Origin of the sequence: Sphingobium baderi (assembly GCF_001456115.1) — a bacterium.
Lineage (GTDB): Bacteria > Pseudomonadota > Alphaproteobacteria > Sphingomonadales > Sphingomonadaceae > Sphingobium > Sphingobium baderi_A.
This window is the reverse complement of sequence record NZ_CP013264.1, coordinates 1886996-1911251: the sequence shown is the minus strand read 5'-3', so window position 1 is coordinate 1911251 and position 24256 is coordinate 1886996. Positions and strand designations below refer to the sequence as shown.

Annotated in this window: 21 protein-coding genes and 1 riboswitch; all 21 genes read right to left on the bottom strand. The window is 63.1% G+C overall.

The window, feature by feature from the left end; all coding sequences use genetic code 11:
* Window positions 1-47 precede the first annotated feature (47 nt).
* Window positions 48-419: a glycine cleavage system protein GcvH gene (gene gcvH, locus ATN00_RS09530; protein WP_062064208.1), complete on the bottom strand. Its 372-nt coding sequence runs from the start codon at window positions 417-419 to the stop codon at window positions 48-50.
* A gap of 21 nt (window positions 420-440) precedes the next feature.
* Complete coding sequence (gene gcvT / locus ATN00_RS09525) at window positions 441-1598, bottom strand: glycine cleavage system aminomethyltransferase GcvT (RefSeq protein WP_082635155.1); 1158 nt, start codon at window positions 1596-1598, stop codon at window positions 441-443.
* A gap of 172 nt (window positions 1599-1770) precedes the next feature.
* A riboswitch (glycine riboswitch) is annotated at window positions 1771-1872 on the bottom strand.
* A 74-nt stretch (window positions 1873-1946) separates the two neighbouring features.
* Window positions 1947-2255: a hypothetical protein gene (locus tag ATN00_RS09520; RefSeq protein WP_062064207.1), complete on the bottom strand. Its 309-nt coding sequence runs from the start codon at window positions 2253-2255 to the stop codon at window positions 1947-1949.
* A 42-nt stretch (window positions 2256-2297) separates the two neighbouring features.
* On the bottom strand, window positions 2298-3455 hold the full coding sequence (locus tag ATN00_RS09515; protein WP_062064206.1) for a deoxyguanosinetriphosphate triphosphohydrolase: 1158 nt from the start codon (window positions 3453-3455) through the stop codon (window positions 2298-2300).
* 9 nt (window positions 3456-3464) lie between these two features.
* Window positions 3465-5354: an SPOR domain-containing protein gene (locus tag ATN00_RS09510; protein WP_062064204.1), complete on the bottom strand. Its 1890-nt coding sequence runs from the start codon at window positions 5352-5354 to the stop codon at window positions 3465-3467.
* 123 nt (window positions 5355-5477) lie between these two features.
* Window positions 5478-6920, bottom strand: a complete 1443-nt coding sequence (gene ftsZ, locus ATN00_RS09505; protein WP_062064203.1) for a cell division protein FtsZ — start codon at window positions 6918-6920, stop codon at window positions 5478-5480.
* A gap of 111 nt (window positions 6921-7031) precedes the next feature.
* Window positions 7032-8318 carry a cell division protein FtsA gene (gene ftsA / locus ATN00_RS09500; protein WP_062064202.1) on the bottom strand — a complete coding sequence of 429 codons (1287 nt, stop codon included), beginning with the start codon at window positions 8316-8318 and terminating at the stop codon, window positions 7032-7034.
* Window positions 8319-8324: 6 nt separating this feature from the next.
* Complete coding sequence (locus tag ATN00_RS09495; RefSeq protein ID WP_062064200.1) at window positions 8325-9248, bottom strand: cell division protein FtsQ/DivIB; 924 nt, start codon at window positions 9246-9248, stop codon at window positions 8325-8327.
* Window positions 9241-10197 carry a D-alanine--D-alanine ligase gene (locus ATN00_RS09490; RefSeq protein WP_062064199.1) on the bottom strand — a complete coding sequence of 319 codons (957 nt, stop codon included), beginning with the start codon at window positions 10195-10197 and terminating at the stop codon, window positions 9241-9243. Before ATN00_RS09490 ends, ATN00_RS09495 begins: the two co-directional genes overlap by 8 nt.
* Complete coding sequence (gene murB, locus ATN00_RS09485; RefSeq protein ID WP_062064197.1) at window positions 10194-11159, bottom strand: UDP-N-acetylmuramate dehydrogenase; 966 nt, start codon at window positions 11157-11159, stop codon at window positions 10194-10196. The genes ATN00_RS09490 and murB overlap by 4 nt, the downstream gene beginning before the upstream one ends.
* Before the next feature lie 85 nt (window positions 11160-11244).
* Window positions 11245-12693 (bottom strand): UDP-N-acetylmuramate--L-alanine ligase, encoded by a 1449-nt coding sequence (gene murC / locus ATN00_RS09480; protein WP_062064196.1) that lies wholly within the window; start codon window positions 12691-12693, stop codon window positions 11245-11247.
* A complete protein-coding gene (gene murG, locus ATN00_RS09475; RefSeq protein ID WP_062064195.1) occupies window positions 12690-13856 on the bottom strand; it encodes an undecaprenyldiphospho-muramoylpentapeptide beta-N-acetylglucosaminyltransferase in 1167 nt (388 codons plus the stop codon). Before murG ends, murC begins: the two co-directional genes overlap by 4 nt.
* Window positions 13853-15055 (bottom strand): putative lipid II flippase FtsW, encoded by a 1203-nt coding sequence (ftsW, locus tag ATN00_RS09470; RefSeq protein WP_062064193.1) that lies wholly within the window; start codon window positions 15053-15055, stop codon window positions 13853-13855. Before ftsW ends, murG begins: the two co-directional genes overlap by 4 nt.
* Window positions 15056-15083: 28 nt before the next feature.
* A complete protein-coding gene (gene murD / locus ATN00_RS09465; protein WP_062064192.1) occupies window positions 15084-16400 on the bottom strand; it encodes a UDP-N-acetylmuramoyl-L-alanine--D-glutamate ligase in 1317 nt (438 codons plus the stop codon).
* A gap of 2 nt (window positions 16401-16402) precedes the next feature.
* Window positions 16403-17476, bottom strand: a complete 1074-nt coding sequence (mraY, locus tag ATN00_RS09460) for a phospho-N-acetylmuramoyl-pentapeptide-transferase (protein WP_062064190.1) — start codon at window positions 17474-17476, stop codon at window positions 16403-16405.
* Window positions 17476-18870 (bottom strand): UDP-N-acetylmuramoyl-tripeptide--D-alanyl-D-alanine ligase, encoded by a 1395-nt coding sequence (locus ATN00_RS09455; RefSeq protein WP_062068614.1) that lies wholly within the window; start codon window positions 18868-18870, stop codon window positions 17476-17478. Before ATN00_RS09455 ends, mraY begins: the two co-directional genes overlap by 1 nt.
* Window positions 18867-20312, bottom strand: coding sequence for a UDP-N-acetylmuramoyl-L-alanyl-D-glutamate--2,6-diaminopimelate ligase (locus ATN00_RS09450; protein ID WP_082635154.1), 1446 nt, complete (start codon window positions 20310-20312; stop codon window positions 18867-18869). The genes ATN00_RS09455 and ATN00_RS09450 overlap by 4 nt, the downstream gene beginning before the upstream one ends.
* The gene (locus ATN00_RS09445) at window positions 20309-22024 is read right to left on the bottom strand and encodes a peptidoglycan D,D-transpeptidase FtsI family protein (protein WP_062064189.1); all 1716 of its coding nucleotides are present in this window, start codon (window positions 22022-22024) and stop codon (window positions 20309-20311) included. The genes ATN00_RS09450 and ATN00_RS09445 overlap by 4 nt, the downstream gene beginning before the upstream one ends.
* Window positions 22024-22674, bottom strand: a complete 651-nt coding sequence (locus ATN00_RS09440; protein ID WP_062064187.1) for a hypothetical protein — start codon at window positions 22672-22674, stop codon at window positions 22024-22026. Before ATN00_RS09440 ends, ATN00_RS09445 begins: the two co-directional genes overlap by 1 nt.
* On the bottom strand, window positions 22671-23636 hold the full coding sequence (gene rsmH, locus ATN00_RS09435; protein ID WP_062064186.1) for a 16S rRNA (cytosine(1402)-N(4))-methyltransferase RsmH: 966 nt from the start codon (window positions 23634-23636) through the stop codon (window positions 22671-22673). The genes ATN00_RS09440 and rsmH overlap by 4 nt, the downstream gene beginning before the upstream one ends.
* The gene (locus ATN00_RS09430; protein WP_062064184.1) at window positions 23633-24130 is read right to left on the bottom strand and encodes a division/cell wall cluster transcriptional repressor MraZ; all 498 of its coding nucleotides are present in this window, start codon (window positions 24128-24130) and stop codon (window positions 23633-23635) included. The genes rsmH and ATN00_RS09430 overlap by 4 nt, the downstream gene beginning before the upstream one ends.
* Between the last annotated feature and the right edge of the window lie 126 nt (window positions 24131-24256).

The window sequence follows — 24256 nt, the reverse complement described above, 5'->3', positions numbered from 1 at the left end:
TATTTTCCTACGGCATCGGTCCCGCAATGGGGGAGCGACGGTGAAACTTAAAGCGAAGCCACGAACTTCTTGTAGGCGGCTTCGTTCATCAGCCCTTCCAGTTCGCTGGCATCGGTAACGCGCAGCTTGAAGAACCAGCCATCTTCCTCGGCATCGCTGTTGACGAGGGCGGGCTCATCCTCCAGCGCGCTGTTGGTTTCCACGACCTCGCCGGAAATGGGCGCATAGACATCGGAAGCGGCCTTTACCGATTCCACGACGGCAGCATCGTCACCCTTTTCGAAGGTCGCGCCTTCGGCAGGCAATTCGACGAACACGATGTCGCCAAGCTGTTCCTGTGCATAGTCCGTGATGCCGATAGTGGCGATTTCGCCTTCGACATCGATCCATTCATGTTCATCTGTGAAATAACGGCTCATGATTTCAACTCCCCTCGAAATTCAGGCAGATTTCTGACGGCGATAACGGTGCGGCACGAACGGCATCGGCGCAACGGTCGCCCCGATGCGCTTGCCGCGCACCTCAACCTCCAGCGCCGTGTCGAGCGCGCTGTGCGGCAGGCTGACCCAGCCCATGGCGATCGGCGCGCCCATGGTCGGCGCGAAACCGCCGGATGTCACTTCGCCTACCAACACATCGCCCGCATAGATCGGCGCGCTTTCCCGCGCAGGCAGGCGGCCGTCGATCTTCAGGCCCACCCGCTTGCTGCCGGGGCCATCCGCCAGTTCCTTCATCACGCGGGCGTGGCCGAAGAAGCCTCCCTCCTCGCGCCGTCGCTTCTGGACGGCAAAACCCAGATCCGCGCCAATCACGCTGACGCGGGGATCGAGATCATGGCCATAGAGCGGCAACCCCGCTTCCAGCCGCAGCGAATCGCGAGCGCCAAGACCTATGGGCTTTACCTGCGGCATGGCGACCAGCGCATCGGCCAAAAGCTTGGCATCCTCGGCGGGGATACTGATTTCAAAGCCATCCTCGCCGGTATAACCCGACCGGCTGATCCACAGCGGCACGTCGCGCCAGGTAAAAGGGCGGGACTGCATGAAGGAAAGATCGGCGGTTTCGGGGATAAGCTGACCAAGCGCCTCGCCAGCCTCCGGCCCCTGCAACGCGAGCAAAGCCTGCTCATCCATATGGTTCATGGTGACTTCATCGGGCAGATGTTCGATCATCCATCCCATATCGTCATATTTGGTCGCGCCGTTGACGACCATGTAGATGTCCGCGCCATCGAACGCGCCACCACCGATGCGCGACACCATCAGGTCGTCAAGGATGCCGCCTTCCTCATCCAGCAGCATGGAATAACGCTGATGGAAGGGCTTCAATCCCTTGATGTCGCTGGGCAGCAATCGTTCCAGCGCCTCGTCCACGCCCTCGCCGGAGAAGGTGAGCTGACCCATATGGCTGACGTCGAACAGGCCTGCATGTTCGCGAGTCCAGGCATGTTCGGCCATGATGCCTTCATATTGGATCGGCATATGATAGCCCGCGAAGACCACCATGCGGGCGCCCTGCGCGCGGTGCCAGGCGTCCAGCGGCAGGGCGCTGGGCGGAAGTTCCTCTTCAAGGGTCGCGACGTCGTCCTTGCCGGTCATGGGGCGGCCTTTCCGTGTTGAGTGTTCGGCGACAGACGCAGAAAGGCCAACGGGCCAGTGCGCTTGCCACCCCCTCTGTCACGGAACCTGAGAGCTTTGACCACCGATCCTTCGACCGGATGGCTTACCCCTTCGGTGGGATGGAATGAACCATCCGCTTTCCAGAGTGCCTGCCCATGATGCGGTCCTTTAGCCTGAGAGATTCCGGGGCGGTTGCTCCTTCGGCGATGGCGCCTGGCCTGAAAGGCCCGCCATGCTCTCCCGCATCATGCCCGGCGCCGAGTCTTCGACGCTGGAGACGGATTACGCATTGCTCAAAATGCCGGGCGGCGTCAATCGCTCATGCGATCAGGTGGCGGAACGTTCTTCCCGTGCCAGCCTTTCGGCCAACACGCGCGCAGCCTGCCGCAATTCGACGAGGCGGACATGGGCAGGCAGCAATTTCCCTTCCCCGTCGCGCAATTCAAAATCGGCGAAACCGCCCGCATCGCCGATCAGCGCCAGGAATTTTTCGATCCCTGTGAAATTGGAATCGGCGATCAGGTTGCGGCACAGATCGATCTTCACCGACCACCAGCGATCGCCATGGTCCCGCAGCAGGGCGGACATTTCTTCCAGTTGCGCGGCGAGCGCGGCGATTTGCGGATGCAGGGCCATGAATGGAAATTGGGCATGGCCACGCCCGCTTTCAACCAGCGATCAGGCGAATGTCACTTCCCCGAATATCTCGGCATGACGCTTCTCCGCATAGCGATCCGTCATGCCTGCGATGAAATCCGCGATATGGCGACTGCACCGCGGTTCCTCCCGCACGCAGTCATCGCGCCATTCGGGCGGCATCAGGTCGGGCCGTTCATGATAGGCGCGAAACAGGTCGGTGACGATCACCCGCGCGCGCGCCGCTGCGGCAAGCTGTTCGGGATGATGATAGAGCGTCGCATACATGAACCGCTTGAGTTCGCGTTCCTGCGCGGCCATCTCCGGCGAAAACCCAACAAGAGCGCGCCCCGCTTGCCGCACCTCCTCCACCGTCTCGACGCCCGATTGCGCGATATTCGCCCGGGTTGCGGCGATCAGATCATTCGCCATAACGCCGATCTGTTCGCGCACCAGTTCACGCAACAACCTGTCTTCCGGCACATCGGGGTAGCGGGCGCGGACCCGGTCCCATGACATCTTCACCAGTGGCACGGCCAGCAACTGATCCAGTGTCAGCAGACCAGCGCGCAACCCGTCATCTATGTCATGATTGTCATAGGCTATGTCGTCCGAAATCGCCGCGAGTTGTGCTTCCAGCGAGGCATGGCTGGAAAGATCGAGGGGGAACAATGCGTCTACTTCGCGCATGGCCCAGCCGGGATGATCGACAGGACCATTATGCTTGGCCAGTCCCTCCAGCATCTCCCAACTGAGGTTCAGCCCCCGGAACAGCGGATAGGGGCTTTCCAGCTGCATCAGCGTGCGAAGCGTGTGTGCATTGTGATCGAAGCCGCCCTGTTCGTCGAGTGCCGCCTCCAGCGCATCTTCCCCAGCATGGCCGAAGGGCGGATGACCGATGTCATGGGCCAGGCACAACGCCTCCGTCAAATCCTCGTTAAGACCCAGGGTGCGGGCAGTGGTGCGGCCGATCTGCGCCACTTCAAGGCTATGAGTAAGGCGCACGCGGAAATGATCGCCGTCAGGCGACACGAACACCTGCGTCTTGTGGCGCAGGCGGCGGAATGAGATGGAATGGATGATCCGGTCACGGTCACGCTGGAACATGTCGCGCGGCCCGCGTATTTCACCGCCCGGCTCGGCATGGAGGCGGCCCCGGCTATGACCGGGATGAGAGGCATAGGAAGCCAGACGGGTCATGCGCGTGCCTTATTTGCCGCCGATCCGCTCGACGACCTCTCCCGCATCGCTTTGCCAGGCAAAGGCATCTGCCCCCGCTTTCTTGAGGTTCGATTCCACCGTCTTTGCACGCGTGAAGCTGGAAAAGGGGCCGATGAGCAGGCGATTTGTGCGTCCCCAGGATGCCGTCCAACCATCCTGTGGCGCCACCTCGTCATATTTCTTGCGAAGCGCGCGCAGGGTGAAGGCCAGCGCGCCCTTGTCCGACCCCGTGCCGATCTGAACCCAGTTGCGGGATGGGTTGGCCGCCAGCCGCTTCTGTTCCTCCGCCTGCTTCCTCTTGGTTTCGGCTTCCTTCTTCGCCTTTGCGTCGGCCTCAGCCTTGGCTTTCGCATCGGCGGATTTCTTCGCCTTTTCTGCGGCCGCCTCACGCTCAGCGCGCCGGGCAGCCTGCAAGGCGGCGACCTCCGCCAGATCAACTGGCGCGACACTGGGCTTCAATTCCTCGTCCGGCACGTCGATGGCGTGGATGATATCCGCCAGCGTACGCGTCGCTTGCGGATTGGGCTGTGGGGTCGCGGCGGGCGCGACGGCCCTGGCCGATTGCGCTGGAAGCGGCGCAGCAACGGGTTGTGTGGCCGCGTTCGGAGCAGGCTGAGGTTGCGTCGGCGCGGGCGCGAGCGGCACGGCGTTCAAGGGATTGGTCTGCTGCGCCGGAGCCGCTGCGGGAGCGCGCGTGACCTGCACGGATTCAAAGCCAGGCGCCGGTGGTCCTTGCACGGCACTCGTCGAAGGTGCGGGCGAAGCGGCCTCCACCTGCCGCACGGGTTGAAGCGGCGGCGAGACTGGCCGGACCTGCGGGGCGGGCTGCGACGTCGGTTGAGACGATGGTGGTAGTGGTTGGACCTGCTGCTGGGCAGGCTGCGGCTGCACGGGCTGTGGCTGGGCTGAATGAACGGGCGCGGCCGACACCGCTGTCGTCGCCTCCGGGGAGGATGAAGCCACCGGCGCCGGGCTGCCCGCCCGCGCCACCCTTGACGCTTCACGCCGCACCGCGCTGCGTGAACGATTGTCCGCGCGGGCTGAAGGCGTGGATGCCGCTGCGTTGGGAGTCGCCGGATTCGGCACTGCTGCGGATGGCGGTTGCGCGGTCGGGGTTATGGCTGCGATTCGCGTGCCCACATTTGTAGGGAAATGGCCAAAATGAATCGCCGCAGCCTTTTGTGCGGCAGTGAGATAGGGCATTTTCTGCATATAGGGAGTCAGGGCGCTCGCAAGCGGGGCAGGCATTGTCTGGTCCGCTATCTTCTTTGCTTCCGCCTGTTTGTTATTCATCGCCAGGATAAAGGCGCGATATCGCCAAGCGGCCCGGTCGCTTTTGTAGAGCAGTGGCTGGAGCACCTTGTCGGATGCCTCCACCTGTCCCGAAATACCGAGCGAAGCAGCATAGCGGCGAATGAGTTCCGCATCGTCCGGCTGGCGCTGCAACGCGGCCTGATAGTCGCGCTGCGCGCCAGCCTGATCTCCGGTGAGATCGCGGGCCAATGCACGGTCGGACAGGAAACCGGCATCAGGATAGCGCAGCCGCGCGGCCTGATCGAACAGACGCAGTGCTTCCGCCGGGTTCTGCATCTTCAGCATCACGCGGCCCAGCCCGGCCTTGATGCGGCCATTGCCGCTCTGAATCGCGTCCGCGCGCGCAAAGAATCCGGCGGCGGCGCGCGGATCGTCCAGCGCCAACGCAGCCTCCCCCGCTCCAATCAGCGCAGTGACGTCGCGGGGATCGGAAGCCAGGCGCGCTAGATGGCTGTTGAGATCAGCGGCATCGGATGGGCGAACCAGTTGCGCCTGATCGGATTGGGCATGGGCCGTTCCCACCAATAGGAGGGGCGCCAGAAGCCATAGGGGAGATCTTATCACATACGCCCCTTAGCGGATCGCGCCCTGAATGGGAAACTTACCGCAGAAAAAAGCGCGCCGGATTGCTCCATGCAATCGACGGCGCGCAAAAAAGGGGCGCGGAACACACCGCGCCCACAGCTTTTACTGATTGCTCTGCCGATTGAGGAAGCGGGGAATGTCCGCTCCCTTGCTATCGTCGACCGCGGGCGCCTTGTCCGCGCCGCGAGTGAGGCCAGCCATCCGCTCGAACAGCGTTCCGCCGGTCGCCACGCGAGGCGCGGGCTGCGGGTGCGCTGGTTCGGCCGGGGCGGCTTCGGCGCTTTCCGCGCCCAGCAGCAGTTCATCTTCACCCGCATTTTCATCGGAAAAAACAGCAGCCGGACGAGGGCGCGCAGGAGCTGCATCAGTCGCAGCCGCCGTTTCCTCGATCGGCGGCGTCAGCGGTGCGGGAGCGGGCGCTTCAGGCACGTCGAGTTCCAGCGTCTCGGGTTCTTCCGTTACGGCCTGCGCGCCGGGCTGCGCCGGCGCGACCGGTTTCGGCGCGGAGGAGGGCACGGCGACCGAGGGACGATTGGCGAAGCTGAACGGCTGGGTCAACGGGGCTGCGCCCTGGCCGACTTCGCTGTCGATACCAGTCGCGACAACCGACACGCGGATCTTGCCGCTCAGATTGTCGTTGAACGCGGAGCCCCAGATGATGTTCGCGTCTGGATCGACCAATTCGCGGATATGGTTGGCGGCTTCATCGACTTCCATCAGGCGCATGTCGTCACCGCCAACGATGGACACGATGACGCCCTTCGCCCCGCGCATCGACACGCCGTCGAGCAACGGGTTGGCGATCGCCTTCTCCGCCGCCTGAAGCGCGCGGCCGTCACCATCGGCTTCGCCGGTGCCCATCATGGCCTTACCCATTTCGCCCATCACAGATCGGACGTCGGCGAAATCGAGATTGATCAGGCCGGGCATGACCATCAGGTCGGTGATGCCGCGCACGCCCTGCTGCAACACCTCGTCCGCCATCTGGAAGGCTTCCTTGAAGGTGGTGTTGGGGTTCGCGATCAGGAACAGGTTCTGGTTCGGAATGACGATCAGCGTATCGACATGCTTTTGCAGTTCCTCGATGCCCGATTCCGCCGACTTCATGCGGCGATTGCCTTCAAAGGTGAAGGGCTTGGTCACGACGCCGACGGTCAGGATACCCTTGTCACGCGCCGCCTTGGCGATGACGGGGGCTGCGCCGGTGCCAGTGCCGCCGCCCATGCCTGCGGCGATGAAGCACATATGCGCGCCTTCCAGCGCCTGTTCGACCGATGCGATGGTTTCTTCCGCCGCCGCCTTGCCGATTTCGGGACGCGATCCCGCGCCCAGTCCTTCGGTGATCTGCGGGCCAAGCTGGATGCGCCGTTCCGCCGGAGAGGCGTTCAGCGCCTGCGCGTCGGTGTTGGCGACGATGAAATCCACGCCCTCGACACTGGCGGCGATCATGTTCGCGATGGCGTTGCCGCCCGCGCCGCCTACGCCGATCACCGCGATGCGTGGCTTCAACTCGTCCACATGCGGCGGGCTGATCTCAATACTCATAAATTCTAGCTCCCTCCAGCTTCGGCGACGTGAAGCGAAACTGACCTGAAAGGTTAATGCAACAGAAATTCGTGTAATTCATCAGCTAATTTCATCTGATTTTCAATTCCATCAATAATTGGTCTTCATCGCTCGCATCATCCGCTGCCACCATACGGGTGCGCTGAGACGATGCACGGTCTGCGGGACGGGCGCCATCATCCTTAGATCAACCGGGTTGGAAGCGCCGTAGAGCGCCAATCCGGCCAATGTGGCGAAGGCAGGCCCGCTGTGCGCTTCAGGCAAGGCCGCGATCCCGCGCGGGCGTCCGATGCGAACGGCGCGACCCAGTGCGCCTTGCGCGTAGTCGGCAATGCCCTTCATCTCCGCGCCGCCGCCGGTCAGCACGACCTGCCGTCCCGTAGGCGTATTGAAACCCATGCCCGCCAACGCGGCATTCACTTCGACCATGATCTGATTGAGCCGTTCGCAGATCACGCCTACCAGCGCGGCACGGGTGATCTTGCCGCCTTCGGCGTTCGGCCCTGCATTCTGGCCTGGAATGGCGACATCGCCATGGGGCGTCGCGATCTCGATCATTTCACGGAAATCGCGGCGATTCTGCATCGCCGAGCCATAGAAGCATTTGACCCGCTCCGCCTGGCTGCGTCGGATGCCGAAGGCCGACGCGATGTCATCGGTGATGTCCGACGCACCCAGCGGAATGGAATGAAGCCCCACCAGCATACCGCCCGCATAAAGCGAGACATTGGTGACACCCGCGCCCAGTTCCACCAGCGCCACGCCCAGATCGCGCTCCTCCTCCGACAGACAGGCAAAGCCGGTGGCGATCGGCGAGGCGACGATGGAATTGACGTTGAGATAAGCCCCCCGCACGCACAGGTCGAGATTGGCGAGCGGCGCGCCATCGGCCAGCACGACATGAATGTCGACGCCCAGCAGATCGGCATGCATCCCCAGCGGCTTCTTGACCGGCACCTTGCCGTTGATGGTAAAGCAAGTCGGCTGGGCATGGAGTATGACGCGCCCGTCCGGGTCGATCCCCTGCTGGCCGGTGGTGAGCAGGTCATCGATATCGGCCTGTTCGATGCGATAGCCGCCCATGTCACGTTCAACCGTGACGACATCGCTGACCAGACTGCCGCCAGAAAAACTGACCCACACATCCTCGATATTGGTGCCCGCGACGCGTTCTGCCTGTTCCACCGTTTCGCGCACGGCGAGTTCCGTGCGCTCCATGTCGGCGATGAAGCCACGCCGCACGCCCCGGCTTTCGCGCTGGCCGGTGCCCAGGATCGTCAACTCGCCCGTTTCCGTGCGCCCCGCGATCAGCGCGGACACTTTCCACGACCCGATGTCGATCGCCGTGAAGAGTTTTTCGACCTTGGGCTGTGCCATGACGCCTTATCCCTCACCGTCCGAAGCGGGCTGCGTATTCGTCGCCGCTTCAGGCTTGTCCTGCGCCAACCCTTGCGGCAGACGGAGCACGAAACGATCGGGATCGCGCATGTCGAACTTGACGATTCCCCGGCCCAACAAGCGATTGACGCCGTCCATGCGCGCGAAATTGACCAGCGCGGAGGCCGAATCCTTGTCGCCTTCGGGCAAGGAAAGCGTTTCGCCCGATTGGAAACGCAGATCCCAGCGGCGATTGCCGACCCATGTCGCACCGGCAAGCATAGGCTTCAGGGCGGGGGCATTTTCCATCAGTTTGTTGAGGCCCGCCGTCTGGAGATTGGCGTTCGGTCCTACGACCAGTGGGAGATCAGGCATGGCGCCGGACGACACACTCTGAAGCACCACGCCCGCTACGTCGATCAGTTGCAGGTGCCCCCCGTTCTGCCACACCGCGACCGGCTCACGCTCGACAATATCGACCACCAGCGTATCGGGCAGGCGGCGAGAAACGCGTGCATCTTTGACCCAGCCGAGCTTCAGCATTTCCTCCCGCACTTTGGGCAGATCGACCGACAGCATGGAGCGATCCACCTGCCCCAGTGCAATATTATAGACGGGCATTTCATCCATGCGCTCAACGCCGCGCACCTCGACCTTTTCGACCTCGAAGCCTGCGCGGGCGGCAAGGTCCGCCGCGCCCTGCCGCGCCATGCCGGGAAGACCGAACATGATCGCAATGCCACCGGCGAGCGCCAGCGCGATGCCGACGATGGCCCAACTCGCCATGCGTTGCACCGTGGCTTCGCTGACGGGCAGGGATGCGATCAGGCGGTCGATCTGGGACCGCTGCTTGACCGCGCGGCCCCGCCCTTTGGACGTCGTTCGCGTCAACCGTGCGGTACCGCCACGCCGAATTCGTGCTTCACTCATGCAAAGCCCCCATTTTCGCCCCCGTTTTCAGCGCATCCTCCACGATCCGCTCGACCAGTTCCGCATAATCAATGCCCAGCTTCGCCGCCTGTTCAGGCACGAGGCTGAGTGGCGTCATGCCCGGCTGCGTATTGACCTCCAGCAGGAACAAGCCATCGATACCCTGCGAGTCGTCCCAGCGGAAGTCGGAACGTGACGCCCCCCTGCAACCCAACAGCTTGTGGGCGCGCAGCGAGATCGCCTTGCACGCCTGCGCGATGTCGTCAGGGATGTTGGCGGGGCAGACATGCTCAGTCATGCCGTCGGTATATTTGGCGTCGAAATCATAGAAACCGCTCTTGGGCCGCAATTCCGTGACCAGCAGCGCCTCTTCACCCAGAACTGCGGTCGTCAGTTCCCGGCCCCGGATATAGGGTTCGGCCAGCAACTCTTCGAAATGCAGCCACGGCCCTTCCACATCGCGGCCGACAGGCGAGCCATAATTGCCGCCCTCGGTCACGATGGCGACGCCGACGGAGCTGCCTTCATTGACTGGCTTCACGACATAGGGACGCGGCAGGGGATCGCCCTCGAACAAGCTCTCACTCTGTACCACCTGCCCGCCGGGCATGGGGATGCCATGCGGCACGAGCGCCTGTTTGGTGAGTTGCTTGTCGATGGCGATGACCGAAGTGGCGAGACCCGAATGAGTGTAGGTGAGCCCCATCAGGTCCATCATGCCTTGCACCGTCCCGTCCTCGCCCGGAACGCCGTGCAGGGCGTTGAACACGACATCGGGCTTCGTTTCCGCAAGGCGCAGCGCGACGTCGCGATCCATGTCGATCCGCGTAACCTTGTGCCCGCGGGATTCCAGCGCCTTCGCCACGCCTTCCCCGCTCGACAGCGAGACGGGGCGCTCCGCCGACCATCCGCCCATCAGGACGGCGACATGCCACGGACCCCGGCTCACTTCTGCAACCCCACGATTTTCTCCTTGTCGGCGGCGTCGGCTAACAGTCCGACACGCTGAATTTCCCACTCCAGTTCTATGCCGCTCTTTTCTCGAACGCGGCGGCGGACTTCCTCGCCCAACGCCTCGATATCTGTGCTGGTCGCCTCGCCTAGGTTGAGGAGGAAATTGGTGTGTTTTTCCGAGACCTGCGCCCCGCCCAGCTTAAGCCCACGACAGCCTGCTTCATCGACCAGAGCCCAAGCCTTATGCCCGGCGGGGTTCTTGAAGGTCGATCCGCCGGTCTTGCTGCGAAGCGGCTGGCTTTCCTCACGCGCGGCGGCGATCCGGTCCATCTCCGCCTGGATCGCGACAGGCTCTCCAGGCACGCCCCGGAACAGCGCGCTCACCACCACTGCGCCTTCGGGCAATGTGCTGTGCCGATAGGTGTAACCCAATGCGTCGAGCGGCAGCGTGATGCGCTCGCCCGAACGCAAAACGACATCGCATTCGATCAATATATCGCATGTTTCGCGGCCATAGGCGCCGCCATTCATCCGCACGAAGCCACCGACCGTGCCGGGGATCGAACGCAGGAACTCAAGCCCCGCTATGCCCGCATCGCGCGCGGTTGAAGAAACAAGGATACCCGACGCCCCGCCACCACAGCGCAGAGTCGTGGCATCCACCCTCTCCACCTTCGCAAAGGGCTTGCCAAGCCGCACGACCACGCCCGGCACGCCGCCATCCCGCACGATAAGATTGGAGCCAAGGCCCAACGCCATCACTGGAATGGCCGGGTCCAGACCACTCAGAAAATCGGAGAGATCATCGATATCCCTAGGCTCAAACAGCCATTGCGCCGTGCCGCCTGCCTTGAACCAGACCAGCGGCGCCAAGGGAGCGTCGGCCTTGAGCGTGCCGCGAACGGAAGGAAAGGACGACCGGAGAGAAGAAGCTAGCGTCAAGCGCGCACTCCCCATGAGCGCACCGTTTCGCCCATGTCGTACACAGCATCCACACCCTGCTGCATCTGCGCGTCCAAGCCTATGCCGAACAGCGCGGACATCAGGCCGCCTCTCCCTGCTTACTCGACGCTGTGACGGCAGATGCCAGGCCTGCCGCCCATTTTGTAATGTCCCCTGCACCCAGACAGACGATCATATCGTCAGCCCGAACATCCGTAGCGATGACACGGGCCAGATCGTCGGCCCCTTCCACGGTAGAGGCCGCGCGATGGCCCCGGCGCTTCAACCCTTCGACCAGCGCGGAACTATCCACGCCCTCGATCGGCTGCTCGCCCGCCGGATAGACGGGCGCGGCATAGACGATGTCGGCGTCGTTGAACGCCTGCTGGAACTCGTCCATCAAATCGCGCAGACGCGTGAAGCGGTGCGGCTGGACCACGGCAATGACGCGCCCCCCGCTCCCCGCGCCCTGCAAGCCTTCGCGAGCGGCGGCGAGCACGGCCCTGATCTCGACCGGATGGTGGCCGTAATCATCGATGACGGTGGCGACACCTTGCCCGGCCGGGATTTCCCCAACCTTGGTGAAGCGGCGCTTTACGCCGCCGAATTTGGCAAAACCGGTCTGTATGGTTGCATCGTCAATCCCCATATGCAGCGCAACGCCGATGGCAGCCATGGCGTTGAGCACATTGTGGCGGCCCGGCATCGGCATTTCGACACCGTCGATCCGACGGACCGAACCGTCACGCTCACGGATCTGCACATCGAAGCGATTGCCGCCGGGGATTGGCTGCACATTCTCGCCGCGAATATCCGCCTGTGCCGAAAAGCCGTAAGTGACGATGCGCCGATCTTGCACGCGTGGCAGAATCGCCTGCACTTCTGGATGGTCGAGACACAATATCGCCGCGCCATAGAAAGGCACATTCTCGACGAACTCGACGAAGGCATCCTTCACGGCGTCAAAATTGCCGTAATGATCGAGATGCTCAGGATCGATATTGGTGACGACCGCGATGGTGCCGTCAAGACGCAGGAAGCTGCCATCGCTTTCGTCGGCTTCCACCACCATCCACTCGCTATTTCCCAGACGCGCATTGGAACCGTAGCTGTTGATGATGCCGCCATTGATGACGGTTGGGTCTACGCCGCCCGCATCCAGCAACGCCGCGATCATCGAGGTCGTGGTAGTCTTGCCGTGGGTTCCGGCTACTGCGACTGTGGATTTGAGGCGCATCAGTTCGGCCAGCATTTCCGCGCGACGGATGACCGGCACGCGCTTTTCCAGCGCCAGTTCGACTTCCGGATTGCCCCGCTTTATCGCGGTGGAGGTGACGACCACGGCTGCATCGCCCAGATTTTCCGCCTTATGGCCGATCTTCACGGCTATGCCCTTCTGGCGGAGTCCCTCTACGACATAGCCTTCGGCCACATCGCTGCCTTGAACCTTGTAACCCAGATTATGCATCACTTCAGCGATGCCGGACATGCCGATACCGCCGATGCCGATGAAATGGATCGTACCGATGTCAGTGCCGACACCTTTCATGCGGGAACTCCCTGGAGATTGAGGCTGGTCGGCGTCGGACCGACGCGCAGCGGATCATTGACGATGGGCGCGGGGCCGATGCTTTCAAGCAGATCGGCCATGTCGCGCGCGGCGTCGGGACGCCCACATGCGCGAGCGCGCTTCGCGGCATTCTGGAGCGCGCCCGGCTCCATCGCCATCTTCTGCATCTGCTTGGCGAGTTCGATGGCGGTGAAGCGCGCCTGCGTTATGGTGCGCGCACCGCCCGCTTCCGTCATCTCGCGGGCGTTCGCCGTCTGGTGATCGTCCATGGCGCTGGGTAGCGGGATAAGGATGGCGGGACGGCCCGCACAGGTCAGTTCCGCCAATGTCGAGGCGCCTGCCCGCGCAATGATGAGGTGCGACCAGCCCAGCTTTTCCGGCACGTCATTGAAATAGGTCGCCAGGTCCGCGGGAATTTCAAGATCGGCATAGAGCTTGCGGACACGTTCGATATCCTCAGCGCGGCATTGCTGCGTGACTTGGAGGCGGCGGCGCAAGCTCAGTGGCAACATGCCAAGGCCATCGGGCACCACGCTCGACAGGATCGTCGCGCCCTGACTGCCGCCGATCACCAGCACGCGGAACACGCTCTCGTCGGTCAATGCGGGAAATTCTTCGTCCCGCAGCGCCTTCACTTCCTCGCGCACAGGGTTGCCGATCAGATGGACCTTGTCGGCATATTTGTCGTTGAGCCGCTCCACCACGGGATAGGCGGTCGCGATCGCGTCGACACGGCGCGCGATCAACCGGTTCACGCGGCCCAGCACGGCATTTTGTTCATGAATAGCGGTCGGAATGCCATCGGCCAACGCACCCAGCAAAGTAGGCAGGGCCGGGTAGCCGCCAAAGCCGACTACGGCAGTCGGCCGGAACGTCTCGTTCAGCCGCCGCGCCATGGCCCGCCCGGCGAGAATGGCCTTCAAAGCGCCCGGCCAGCTCTTCGGGTTGCCGGTCATCCGGCCAGCGGGCAGCACATGAACCTGCGCCTTGTCAAAAATGCCAGGGATCTTCGCGCCCCGCTCATCCGTCACCAAAGCGACATGATGGCCCCGCGCCATCAGCTCTTCAGCGACGGCATGGGCGGGTATCATGTGACCGCCCGTCCCGCCTGCGGCGAGGACGAAGTGACGGGAAATGCTCATCGACCACTCCATTTGACGACGGTGTGCCGGCCCATGAAGGGGTTGCGCCGCGTGAATGCGAGCAACAGGCCTACCCCGATACAAAGCGCGAGCATAGAGGAGCCGCCATAGCTGATAAAGGGCAGCGTCATGCCCTTTGACGGAAAAATCTGGGCATTGACACCCATGTTGATGATCGCCTGCAACCCGAACTGGGTGGTAAGGCCAGCGGCGGCGAGGATCGTGAAATTATCCTCTTCGTCCAGCAAGCGCAACAACACCCGCACGACGATGGCGAGGTAGAGGACCGCGATGGCGATGCAGGCGAGGAGGCCGAATTCCTCCCCGATCACCGAGAAGATATAGTCGGTATGCGCTTCGGGCAGCCGGAACTTGTTCTGCCCGCCCCCTGGCCCCACGCCCATGAAGCCGCCATGGGTGATGGTGCGATAGGCAAGGTCGGTCTGGTCCGGTCCCGCCGCATGATCGACGCCGATGCCCAGGAAGTCGTTGATACGTTGCCGCCCGTTCTCGTAGAACATATACATCGCCACCAGCCCGGCGAGCCCTATCCCCGCCATCGCACCAATGAAGCGCATCGGCACGCCCGAAAGCAGCAATAGGCAGCCCCAGCAAGCCGCGAATATCACTGTCTGCCCAAAGTCGGGCTGGCGCATCAAGATCAGCGCGATGAAAGCCGTGACCACGCCAGTCAACGGAATAACAGGCAGCGTTTCGTCCTTGCCACGCAGCGAAAGCAGCCAGGCAATGGTGACGACATAAACCGGTTTCAGAAATTCCGAAGGCTGGAAACGAAAGCCAGGCAGGTCAATCCATCGCTTCGCGCCGTTCACTGTCGATCCCAGCAGGGGCACCAGCATCAGAGCCAGCACGAACACACAGCACATCACGACCGCGAACCGCCGCGCCTGTGGCCGGGGCAACATGGAAATCACCAGCATGATCGGCAAACCCAGCCCCACCCACATGAGCTGGCGATAGAAATAGATCAGTGGATTGACCGCGACCGTGGTAGTGGAACGGTCGATGGCGGCAACCGGGGATGCCGCCGCGACCGCCACAAGCCCGATCGCCATCAGCGCGACGATCAGCGACAGCAGCAGGCGATCGATTTCCCAGAACCAGATGGCAAGCGCGGTCCGTTCGCGCGGCACGGTGCGGGATTTGAAGCCCTTCACCAGTTCCCCTGCCCTGAACATGCCTGCTCGCCCTTTCCTTTGCGCCTGCTTATTCCAGCGCCGCGACGGCCGCGGCGAAGGCATCGCCCCGCGCTTCGAAATCGCGGAACTGGTCGAAACTCGCGCAAGCCGGCGACAGGAGCACCACATCGCCCGGCTGCGCCACCCGCGCCGCGCGCCGAACGGCGGCCGATAGCATCTCGCTGTCATCCACCGCCATATGTGGGCGTAGCAAGTCGGCGAACATACGCCCCGCCTCACCGATGGTATAGGCTTGCGCGACATTACCGAATGCAGGCGCGCACTCGTCCAGATTATCGGTCTTGGCAAGGCCGCCGACGATCCAGTGGATGCGGGGCTTTCCATTCATGGGCGGAAAGGCAGCGAGCGCAGGGGCAGTCGAGGCGGGATTGGTCGCCTTGCTGTCGTTGACGTAGAGAACATCGTTCAGTTCCCGAACCCGCTGCATCCGGTGCGGCAGGCTGGCGTAAGAGGTGAGCGCGTTGGCGATGGTATCCTCATCAATGTCCAGCGCGCTGGCTACAGCAATGGCGACGGCGGCGTTCTGGGCATTGTGCGGCCCCTGTAGCGAAGGCCATCCAGCCTGCGCGGCGGGATCGATGTCCGCCGCCTTCACTTCCACGCTGCGGGCAATGGCCTTGGCTGCTATGGCGCGGCTCGGATCGTCCTGAGTGGCGATAACCGCAACATGCTCCGCGGATTGCATGGCGAACAGCCGTGCCTTGGAGGCCACATAGCCTTCGAAACCATTATAGCGATCCAGATGATCCGGCGTGATATTAAGCAACACCGCCACGTCGCAATCGAGGCTGTGGGTCAGGTCGATCTGATAACTCGACAGTTCCAACACATAGATGCCCGCGCCTTTCAGGTTCGGCTCCAGCGGTTCCTGCCCCAGGATCGGCAGGCCGATATTGCCGCCCATGCGTGTGGGGTATCCCGCTTGCTCGATGATATGATGGATGAGCGCGGTGGTGGTCGACTTGCCGTTAGTGCCTGTGATGGCGACGACCTTATGCGGTGGGAGCGTCGGCCGGGCTAGCGCAAACAGCTCGATGTCGCCAATGATCGGCACGCCCGCCAGCTTCGCCTGCATGGCAATGGGATGCTTGTTGAGCGGCACGCCCGGCGACACGACGACGCCGTCAAAGCCCTTAAGGTCGATCTCCGCCGGGTCGGCAAGCTCCGCTTTGTCCGCTACGGTAGCGCGCGCTTCTTCCCGGCTATCCCAGGCGACGACCTGCGCGCCGCTGGCCGCCAGCGTCTCGACCGTGGCGAGGCCCGATCGCGCCAGTCCCAACACCGCGTAACGCTTGCCCGCAAAGATGTTCGAAACGATCCCCATCCTTACCTCAGCTTCAGCGTGGCAAGACCGGCGAGCGCAAGCACGAAGGCGATGATCCAGAAACGAATGACGACCGTCGGCTCGGCCCAGCCAAGCTGCTCGAAATGATGGTGGATCGGCGCCATCTTGAACACGCGCTTGCCGGTCCGTTTGTAGAAGAATACCTGAATGATGACGCTCATCGCCTCCACGACGAACAACCCGCCAATGATACCCAGCACGATTTCATGATGCGCGGTGACGGCGATCACGCCGATGGTGCCGCCCAGCGCGAGGCTCCCGGTATCGCCCATGAATACGGCGGCGGGCGGCGCGTTGAACCAGAGGAAGGCGAGGCCTGCCCCAATGATCGCACCGCACAGGATGGTGAGATCGCCGGCCCCCGGCACATGCGGAATGCCCAGATAGGTGGCGAAGTCCGCGCGGCCGACTAGATAAACGATCAGCATGAACGCCAGCGACGCGATAATAACCGGCATGGAGGCAAGGCCGTCCAGCCCGTCCGTCAGGTTCACCGCATTGCCGAACGCCACGATCACGAAGGCTGCGAACAGGAAATAAAACGGCCCCAACTCGATCGCCGGGCCATTGTAGAAGGGCACATAAAGCGCGGTATTGCCGTGATGATTAACGATCATCCACGCGGCGAACCCCGCGATCAGGAACTCGAACAGCAGACGCACCTTGCCTGAAAGGCCCTTGTGGCTGGCCTTCGTCACCTTGTCATAATCGTCAAGAAAGCCAATCGCGCCAAAGCCCAGCGTCACGAAGAGGCAAGCCCACACATAGATGGACGAGAGGTTCATCCAGAGCAGGACCGACACGATCATGGAAGTGAGAATCATGAGACCGCCCATGGTCGGCGTGCCCCGCTTGGCCAGATGGCTTTGCGGGCCGTCGTCACGGATCGGCTGTCCCTTGCCCTGCCGCACGCGCAACCAGCCGATGAACCGTGGTCCAATGACGAGGCCGATGAGCAGCGCCGTCGCGATCGACGCTCCGGCACGAAAGCTCAAATAGCGGACAAGGTTGAAAACCCCCGCGAAATCCAGTGTCTGGGCAAGCCAGTAGAGCATCAGTTCCTGTTCCCATCGCGGGTCGTTTCATTCAGCGCGGCAATCAGGCGTGACAGGCCGATGCCGTTCGATCCCTTGACCAGGATCGCATCGCCCGCGCGCATTTCGGATTGCAGCAGGTTGGTGGCCGCCGCCGCATCGGGCACGTGAGCGAAGGAAAATGCCTTTCCCAGCGCGTCGGCCAGCGGCGCCATCTCCTGTCCAACCAATATCGCATAGTCGACCTGTCCGGCGGCGAGCGGTTCTGCAAGTCCGGCATGCAGTTCGGCGCTGCGGTCGCCCAGTTCGCGCATCCCGCCCAGAACGGCGATGCGGCGTTCTGCCTTTTCCTGTCCCAATTGCTTGAGCGTCGCCGCCATGCTCAGCGGATTGGCATTATAGCTTTCGTCGATCAGCAGCGCCTCGCCACCCGCGACCGGCACGATGCGCCGCTCGCCGCGTCCCGGCAGGCCTGGCATCTCAGCGAGTGCAAGCCCCGCCATCGCCAAATCGCCGCCCAACGCCTCAACCGCCGCCAGCACCGCTAGCGCATTCGACACCCAATGGTCGCCCGGCGCCGCAACGGTGAAGCACAGTTCAGCGTCGGACAAAACCGCCGTCACCAGCGTTCCGCCACTCGCCGCAGGAACCATTTCCCTCACACGAACATCCGCTTCCTCACCAAAGCCGAAAGTCAAAACACGCGCCGCGTGCTTCTCCGCCTTTTCGTAAAGGATGGCGACATGTGGGCTGTCATAGGGGATGATCGCCGTGCCGCCCGGCTCCAGCCCTTCGAAGATTTCCGCCTTGGCCTGCGCGATTTTGTCTTCGGTGCCGAAAAATTCGATATGCGCGGGTGCGATGGCGGTGACGATGGCGACATGCGGACGCACCTGCCGGGTGAGCGCGGCAAGTTCACCCGCATGATTCATACCCATCTCAAACACGCCGAAGGCCGCGTCACGGGGCATCCGCGACAGGCTCAGAGGCACGCCCACATGGTTGTTGTAGCTTTTGACCGAGCGGTGCACGAACGCCGGATGGCTGCGGTCAAGCGCCTGGAACAGTGCTTCCTTGGTTCCGGTCTTGCCCACCGATCCGGTGACGCCGATCACCTTCCCCCCCATCCGTGCCCGCGAAGCGCGGCCCAGCCCCTCCAGAGCGGCGACGCTGTCGGGCACCAGCACATGCGGATAATCGACCGGCTCGCTGACGATGGCGCCCGCCGCGCCCTGCGCGAAGGCTTTGTCGACAAAGCGATGCCCGTCGGTAGTTTCACCCTTCATCGCGACGAACAGGTCGCCTTGGGTCACTTCGCGGCTGTCGAAGGCCACACCGGAAACGGCAAACGGCGCCGTCGCGGCGCCGCCCGTGGCCGAAGCAATTTCCCCGGAGGTCCAGAGGTCAGCTTTCACCCCGCGCACTCCCGCGCCACGGTGACGTCATCGAACGGCAGCACGCGGTCACCGATGATCTGCCCTTGCTCATGTCCCTTGCCCGCCAGCAGCACAATATCATCCGCCCCCGCCTGCGCGATGGCCGCGGCGATGGCGGCGCGCCGCCCGCCGATTTCCTCGGCACCCGGAGCGCCCGCCATCACAGCGGAACGAATGACGGAGGGGTCTTCGGAACGGGGATTGTCATCCGTCACGATCACATGGTCGGCAAGCTCGGTCGCGACCTTACCCATCAGCGGTCGCTTGCCCGCGTCGCGATCTCCGCCCGCGCCAAAGAGAGCGATCAGGCGGCCCTTCGTATGCGGACGCAGCGCCTCGATAGCGGCGCGCAGGCCGTCGGGCGTATGGGCATAATCGACATAGACCGGCGCGCCCGCCTTGCTGATAACGGCGCGCTCCAGCCGCCCGCGCACCGGCTGGACCCGGCTCAAGAGTTCCAGCACCTTGGCTATATCCCCACCCGTCGCCACGACGAGGCCCGCCGCCGTGAGAGCGTTAGCCGCCTGATAGGCGCCGATGAGCGGCAGATTGACCTTGTAGATTTTGCCATCCGCTTCAATCTCAAGCGCCTGACCCAACTGGGTCGGGGTGCGGTTGGCAAGACGCAGTGCCTGCCCCTTCACCCCGACGCTCAGCAGACGAAGCCCCCGCTTCGTAACCCGTTCGATAACCTTGTCCGACCATTCGTCATCTGCCCAGATGACCGCGGCGCCATCTGGTGCGACCACTTCGTCGAACAACCGCATCTTGGCTTCGAAATAGCTGTCCATGTCGCCATGATAGTCGAGATGGTCGCGCGACAGGTTAGTGAACCCCCCCGCCACGACCGGCAGTCCTTCGGTTCGATATTGGGCGAGGCCATGGCTCGACGCCTCGAACGCGGCATGAGTGATGCCCTCGCGTCTGAGACCCGACATGTTGGACAGAAAGGTCACGATGTCCGGCGTGGTAAGGCCGGTCGAAACCTGATCGACCGACGTGGTGACGCCCAGCGTGCCGATGGACGCCGACTTGTGCCCCAGCATCCGCCAAAGCTGTCGCGTCAATTCCACAGTGGACGTCTTGCCATTGGTCCCGGTGACAGCGACGGTTACATCAGGAAAAGGCGAAAAATAGCGTGCGGCGAGCAAGGCGAACAGGCGGCGCGGATTGGGGTGGGCGATATGCACCGCGCCCTCGACCTTGGCTTCGGGCCGGGCGACGACGGCAATCGCGCCCGCCTTCACAGCGTCAGGAATATAAACCTCACCATTGACGCGCAGCCCTTGGAACGCGCCAAAGACTGTGCCCGGCGCGACCTTCCTGTTATCAATCGCAAAACCCGTGACGGACGTGTCGAGGCCGGCGTCACCGTCGACCTCGACATCCAGCTCCTCGATTAGCGACCCGAGGCGCGTCACTCTTTTTCTCCCTTGTCTCCGCCAAGCAGCGGCATGAGGTCGGAAATATCGACGTCACGCTGCTCGTCGGGCATGATTCCCAGCATCGGCGCGGTGCGTTCCACCACCCGCTTCACCACCGGCGCCGCCGTCCAGGCGGCCGTCCGCAAACCAAAAGTCTGCGCGTTCCCCTTCGGCTCATCCATCATGGTGAGCACGACATAGCGGGGATTATCCATCGGGAAAGCAGCAGCGAAAGTCGTCACCAGTGAAGTCTTGTTATAGCGGCCCTCTTCCGGCTTTTCGGCGGAGCCTGTCTTGCCACCAATGCGATAGCCCACGGCGTTGGCGCTCCGCCCTGTACCGGCTGAAACGATCATCCGCAACAGTTGCCGCATCCGCGCGCTGGTGGCAGCGGAAAAAACGCGATGGCCCTGCGGCACTTCATCGGGCTTCAGCTTCCGCAGCGTGGCCGGACGCCACATGCCGCCATTCACCAGCGCCGCATAGGCGGCCGCAAGGTGGAGCGGCGTGACCGCGATGCCATGGCCATAGGATACCGTCATGGTGGTAATGCGCCCCCAACTCGACGGCCAGATGCTCTTGGCGCGCTCGTTAAGCTCGATCGGGGCCCGCTGGTCGAAATGCAGTTCGCGGAAAAGATGCTGCAACGGCTCGGCACCCATTTCGTCCGCGATGCGCGCAGTGCCGATGTTGGAGCTGTGCACAAGGATCTGCGGCACATTCACCCAGCGGCCGAGCGGATGGTCGTCCTTGATCTTGAAGCCCGCGACGGCCAGCGGAGCGGTAGCATCATACCGCTTACTCATCGACGTGACGACGCCCCGATCCATGGCCGCTCCAATGGACAGAGGCTTGAAGGTCGAACCCAGTTCGTAACGCGCCTGCACGATATGGTTGCAGAGCGGCGAATCAGAGCATTTCTTGCCCGCGTAATTCTGCAACTTATTGGGATCGAACACGGGGATAGAGGCCATGGCGATCACCTCGCCGGTATTGGCGTCGAGGATGACCCCGCCCGCGCCCTTCGCGTTCTGCGCGACCATCTGGGCATAAAGCTCGCTTTCCAGCGCGCCCTGCACCCGGCTGTCGATCGAAATGGCGAAGGGCTGCCCACGCAGCGCCGGATCGATCAGGCGATCGTTGAAAGCCGCTTCCACGCCCATGCCGCCTACGCCGTCCGCATTGGGCGCAAACCCCAGCACATGCGCTGCCAGCGTCCGCTGCGGATAGAGTCGTTCCTTTTCGCGTGGGAATTCGATGCCGATTTCGCCCAGCGCATTCACGGCCGCCACTTCTTCGGGCAAAGCACGGCGACGCAGATAGGCCCAGCCCTTGCCGATCAGCTTCTTGTAAAACTCGGTCTCCGGCTCATCAGGGAAGATTTCGTGCAGCTTGCGCGCCAGTTCCGCCGGTTCGCCGATCAGCTTCGATGGACGCACGGCAATGGAATAGGCATCCATCGTTCGCGCCAGCGGCACGCCGTTGCGGTCGACAATGTCCGCGCGCGCGGGGAGCAGTCCCGAAAGCCCGTCCCCGCCCCGCCCGCCATCAGCAAAGAAGCCGACCCAGGTGAGCCGGCCGATCAGGATCGCAGTGATGGCTAGGAACAACAGCAACAGCAGCATCAGCCGATTATGGGCAATGGCAGTCAGGTTGATCCGCTGCCGCCCGGCCCTTGCACCACCTGGCTGGACGATGATCGTCGCCATCAGCGCGGCTCCTTCCTGCGTTCGCGCGCAGCCTTGGCGCTGAGGTCCCCCAGCGTGCTGTCATCCAGCAGCTTGGCGTCCAGCATCGCCATCCGCTCGGCACGGCGCGCAACCGGATTGGGGCGGGACGTGTCGGCGTCGCGCTTCGCCTTTTCCGCAAGCGTTGGCTTGGTGGGCTTCGCGATCCTGTCGACATTATCGGCCGCATGGGCTTCGCGGATGACGGCAATGTCGCTGCGGATCTGCGTCGCGGCAGGACTGGCCGGAGCGGGCTGCGCGGCGGACGGCAGATCGGCGGGCGTCTGCACCATCGCCACCATCACCGGCGGCGCGACATAATCGGGACCATTGGGCTGAACGCCGTCCAGATGCGCCAGCGCCCGCTCGCCCGCCAGATATTGCTGGGCAGTCGGGGTCGCATACATGAAATCATCCTGATTCCAGCGCTCAAGCTGCCGCATATTCGCCCGCGCGCTGAATTCGGTTTCCAGATAACGGATGTCGCCATTGGCTCGCACAATCTGCGCCTTGACCCGCATCAGTTCGTTGCGTTCCGTCGCGACCTTGAGCGAAACCAGATAAGCGCCCAGCGCGCCCAGCGCGACGAGGAACACCCAGATCAGGCTCTGCAACCTCTTGACCGCGATCATGGCCGATCACTCCGGCTGGTGTTGGAACGGCGGGCTGGCGCACCGGTGCGGACGGCGCTGCGAAGCGTGGCGGAACGGGCGCGGGGGTTGCGCGTCAATTCGGCCTGACCGGGACGCACAGCCTTGGCGGGGCGCTCGAAAGTAGGGCGTTCGTTGACCTGCCGCTCGGGCATGTGGCGCGATCCACCGCTTTCGCTGCCCGAACGTTGGCGCAGGAATTGCTTGACGATCCGATCCTCAAGGCTGTGGAAAGTCACGACAGCCAGACGACCGCCCTCTTCCAACAGGGCCTCGGCCGCTTCCAACCCGCGCTCCAGTTCCTCCAGTTCGCGGTTCACATGGATGCGGATAGCCTGGAAGGTCCGGGTTGCCGGGTCCTTCTTGTCATGGGGCTTGTGGCCCAGCGCCCGGCGCACCACGGCAGCAAGCTGCCCCGTCCGCTCCAGCGGCCGCGCCTCGACGATGGCCCGCGCGACCCGGCGCGAACGCGGCTCTTCACCATAGCGATAGAGCACGTCGGCTATGTCCTGCTCCAGGGCGTTGTTCAGGAAATCGGCCGCGCTCATACCGTCCTGACTCATCGTCATGGCGAGCGGCCCATCAGCCTGAAAGGAAAAGCCTCGTTCCGGCCTGTCGAGTTGCATAGACGAAACGCCGATGTCGAGCGTTATGCCCGAAACACTCGTCACGCCACGCTCCGCCAACAGCGCCTCCATACGGGAGAACTCGCCTTCGATCAGGGCTATGCCCTTTTCTGATGCCAGCGCCTGCCCTTCGCGGATCGCATCGGGGTCACGGTCGAAAGCGAAAACCTGCGCGCCCTTCCCCGCCATCGCCGCCGAATAACCACCTGCGCCGAACGTGCCATCGACATGCTGCTCGCCGGGGTTGATGGCGAGGGCATCCAGCACCTCATGAATCAGGACGGGAATATGGCGATCGGGATCGGCGGAGAGGGTCATTTGCCGCCCCCCGCTTCTCGCTGATCCAGCCAACGGCGCACCTTATTACGGATCAATTCCGGGCGATTCTTGCTGTCTATCAGCGCTTCGGGCTTCCAGATCTGGATGTAACGGCCCACGCCATAGAAGAATACGGCGTCAGTGACCCCATATTCCTCCTTGATATCGGGGTGCATGGCGAAGCGGCCGCCTTCGTCGAAATTCACTTCCTCAATGGTGCCAAGGCGGCGCTCCAACTCCAGATCGGCATTATAGTCGTGGCCCTGCGCCCGCGCTTCGCGCGCCAGTTCCTCGACTTCACCGAACAGGAAGCGGCGATGCGACTCGCCAAAGCCTGTAGCGCAGCCATTTTCGACATGAACGGACATATAGAGGCGGTTCTCGCCTCCGCTGGAGAGCTTCACCTGCCGGCGCATCTCCAAGGGCAGCACGAAACGACCTTTGCCGTCCGCGACGCTGAACGCGTTGCCCGTATAGAGAATGAGTTCCGACACTTTTGGCCTGTTCGCCCCTGTTGACAGAGCGCAGGCCATCGCTCGCTAAATCGCCGATGCGATCCAGCACATTACGCGCACGAAGCCTGACAACCCCAATAGGCAATCAGATACCAATCCCCAAGC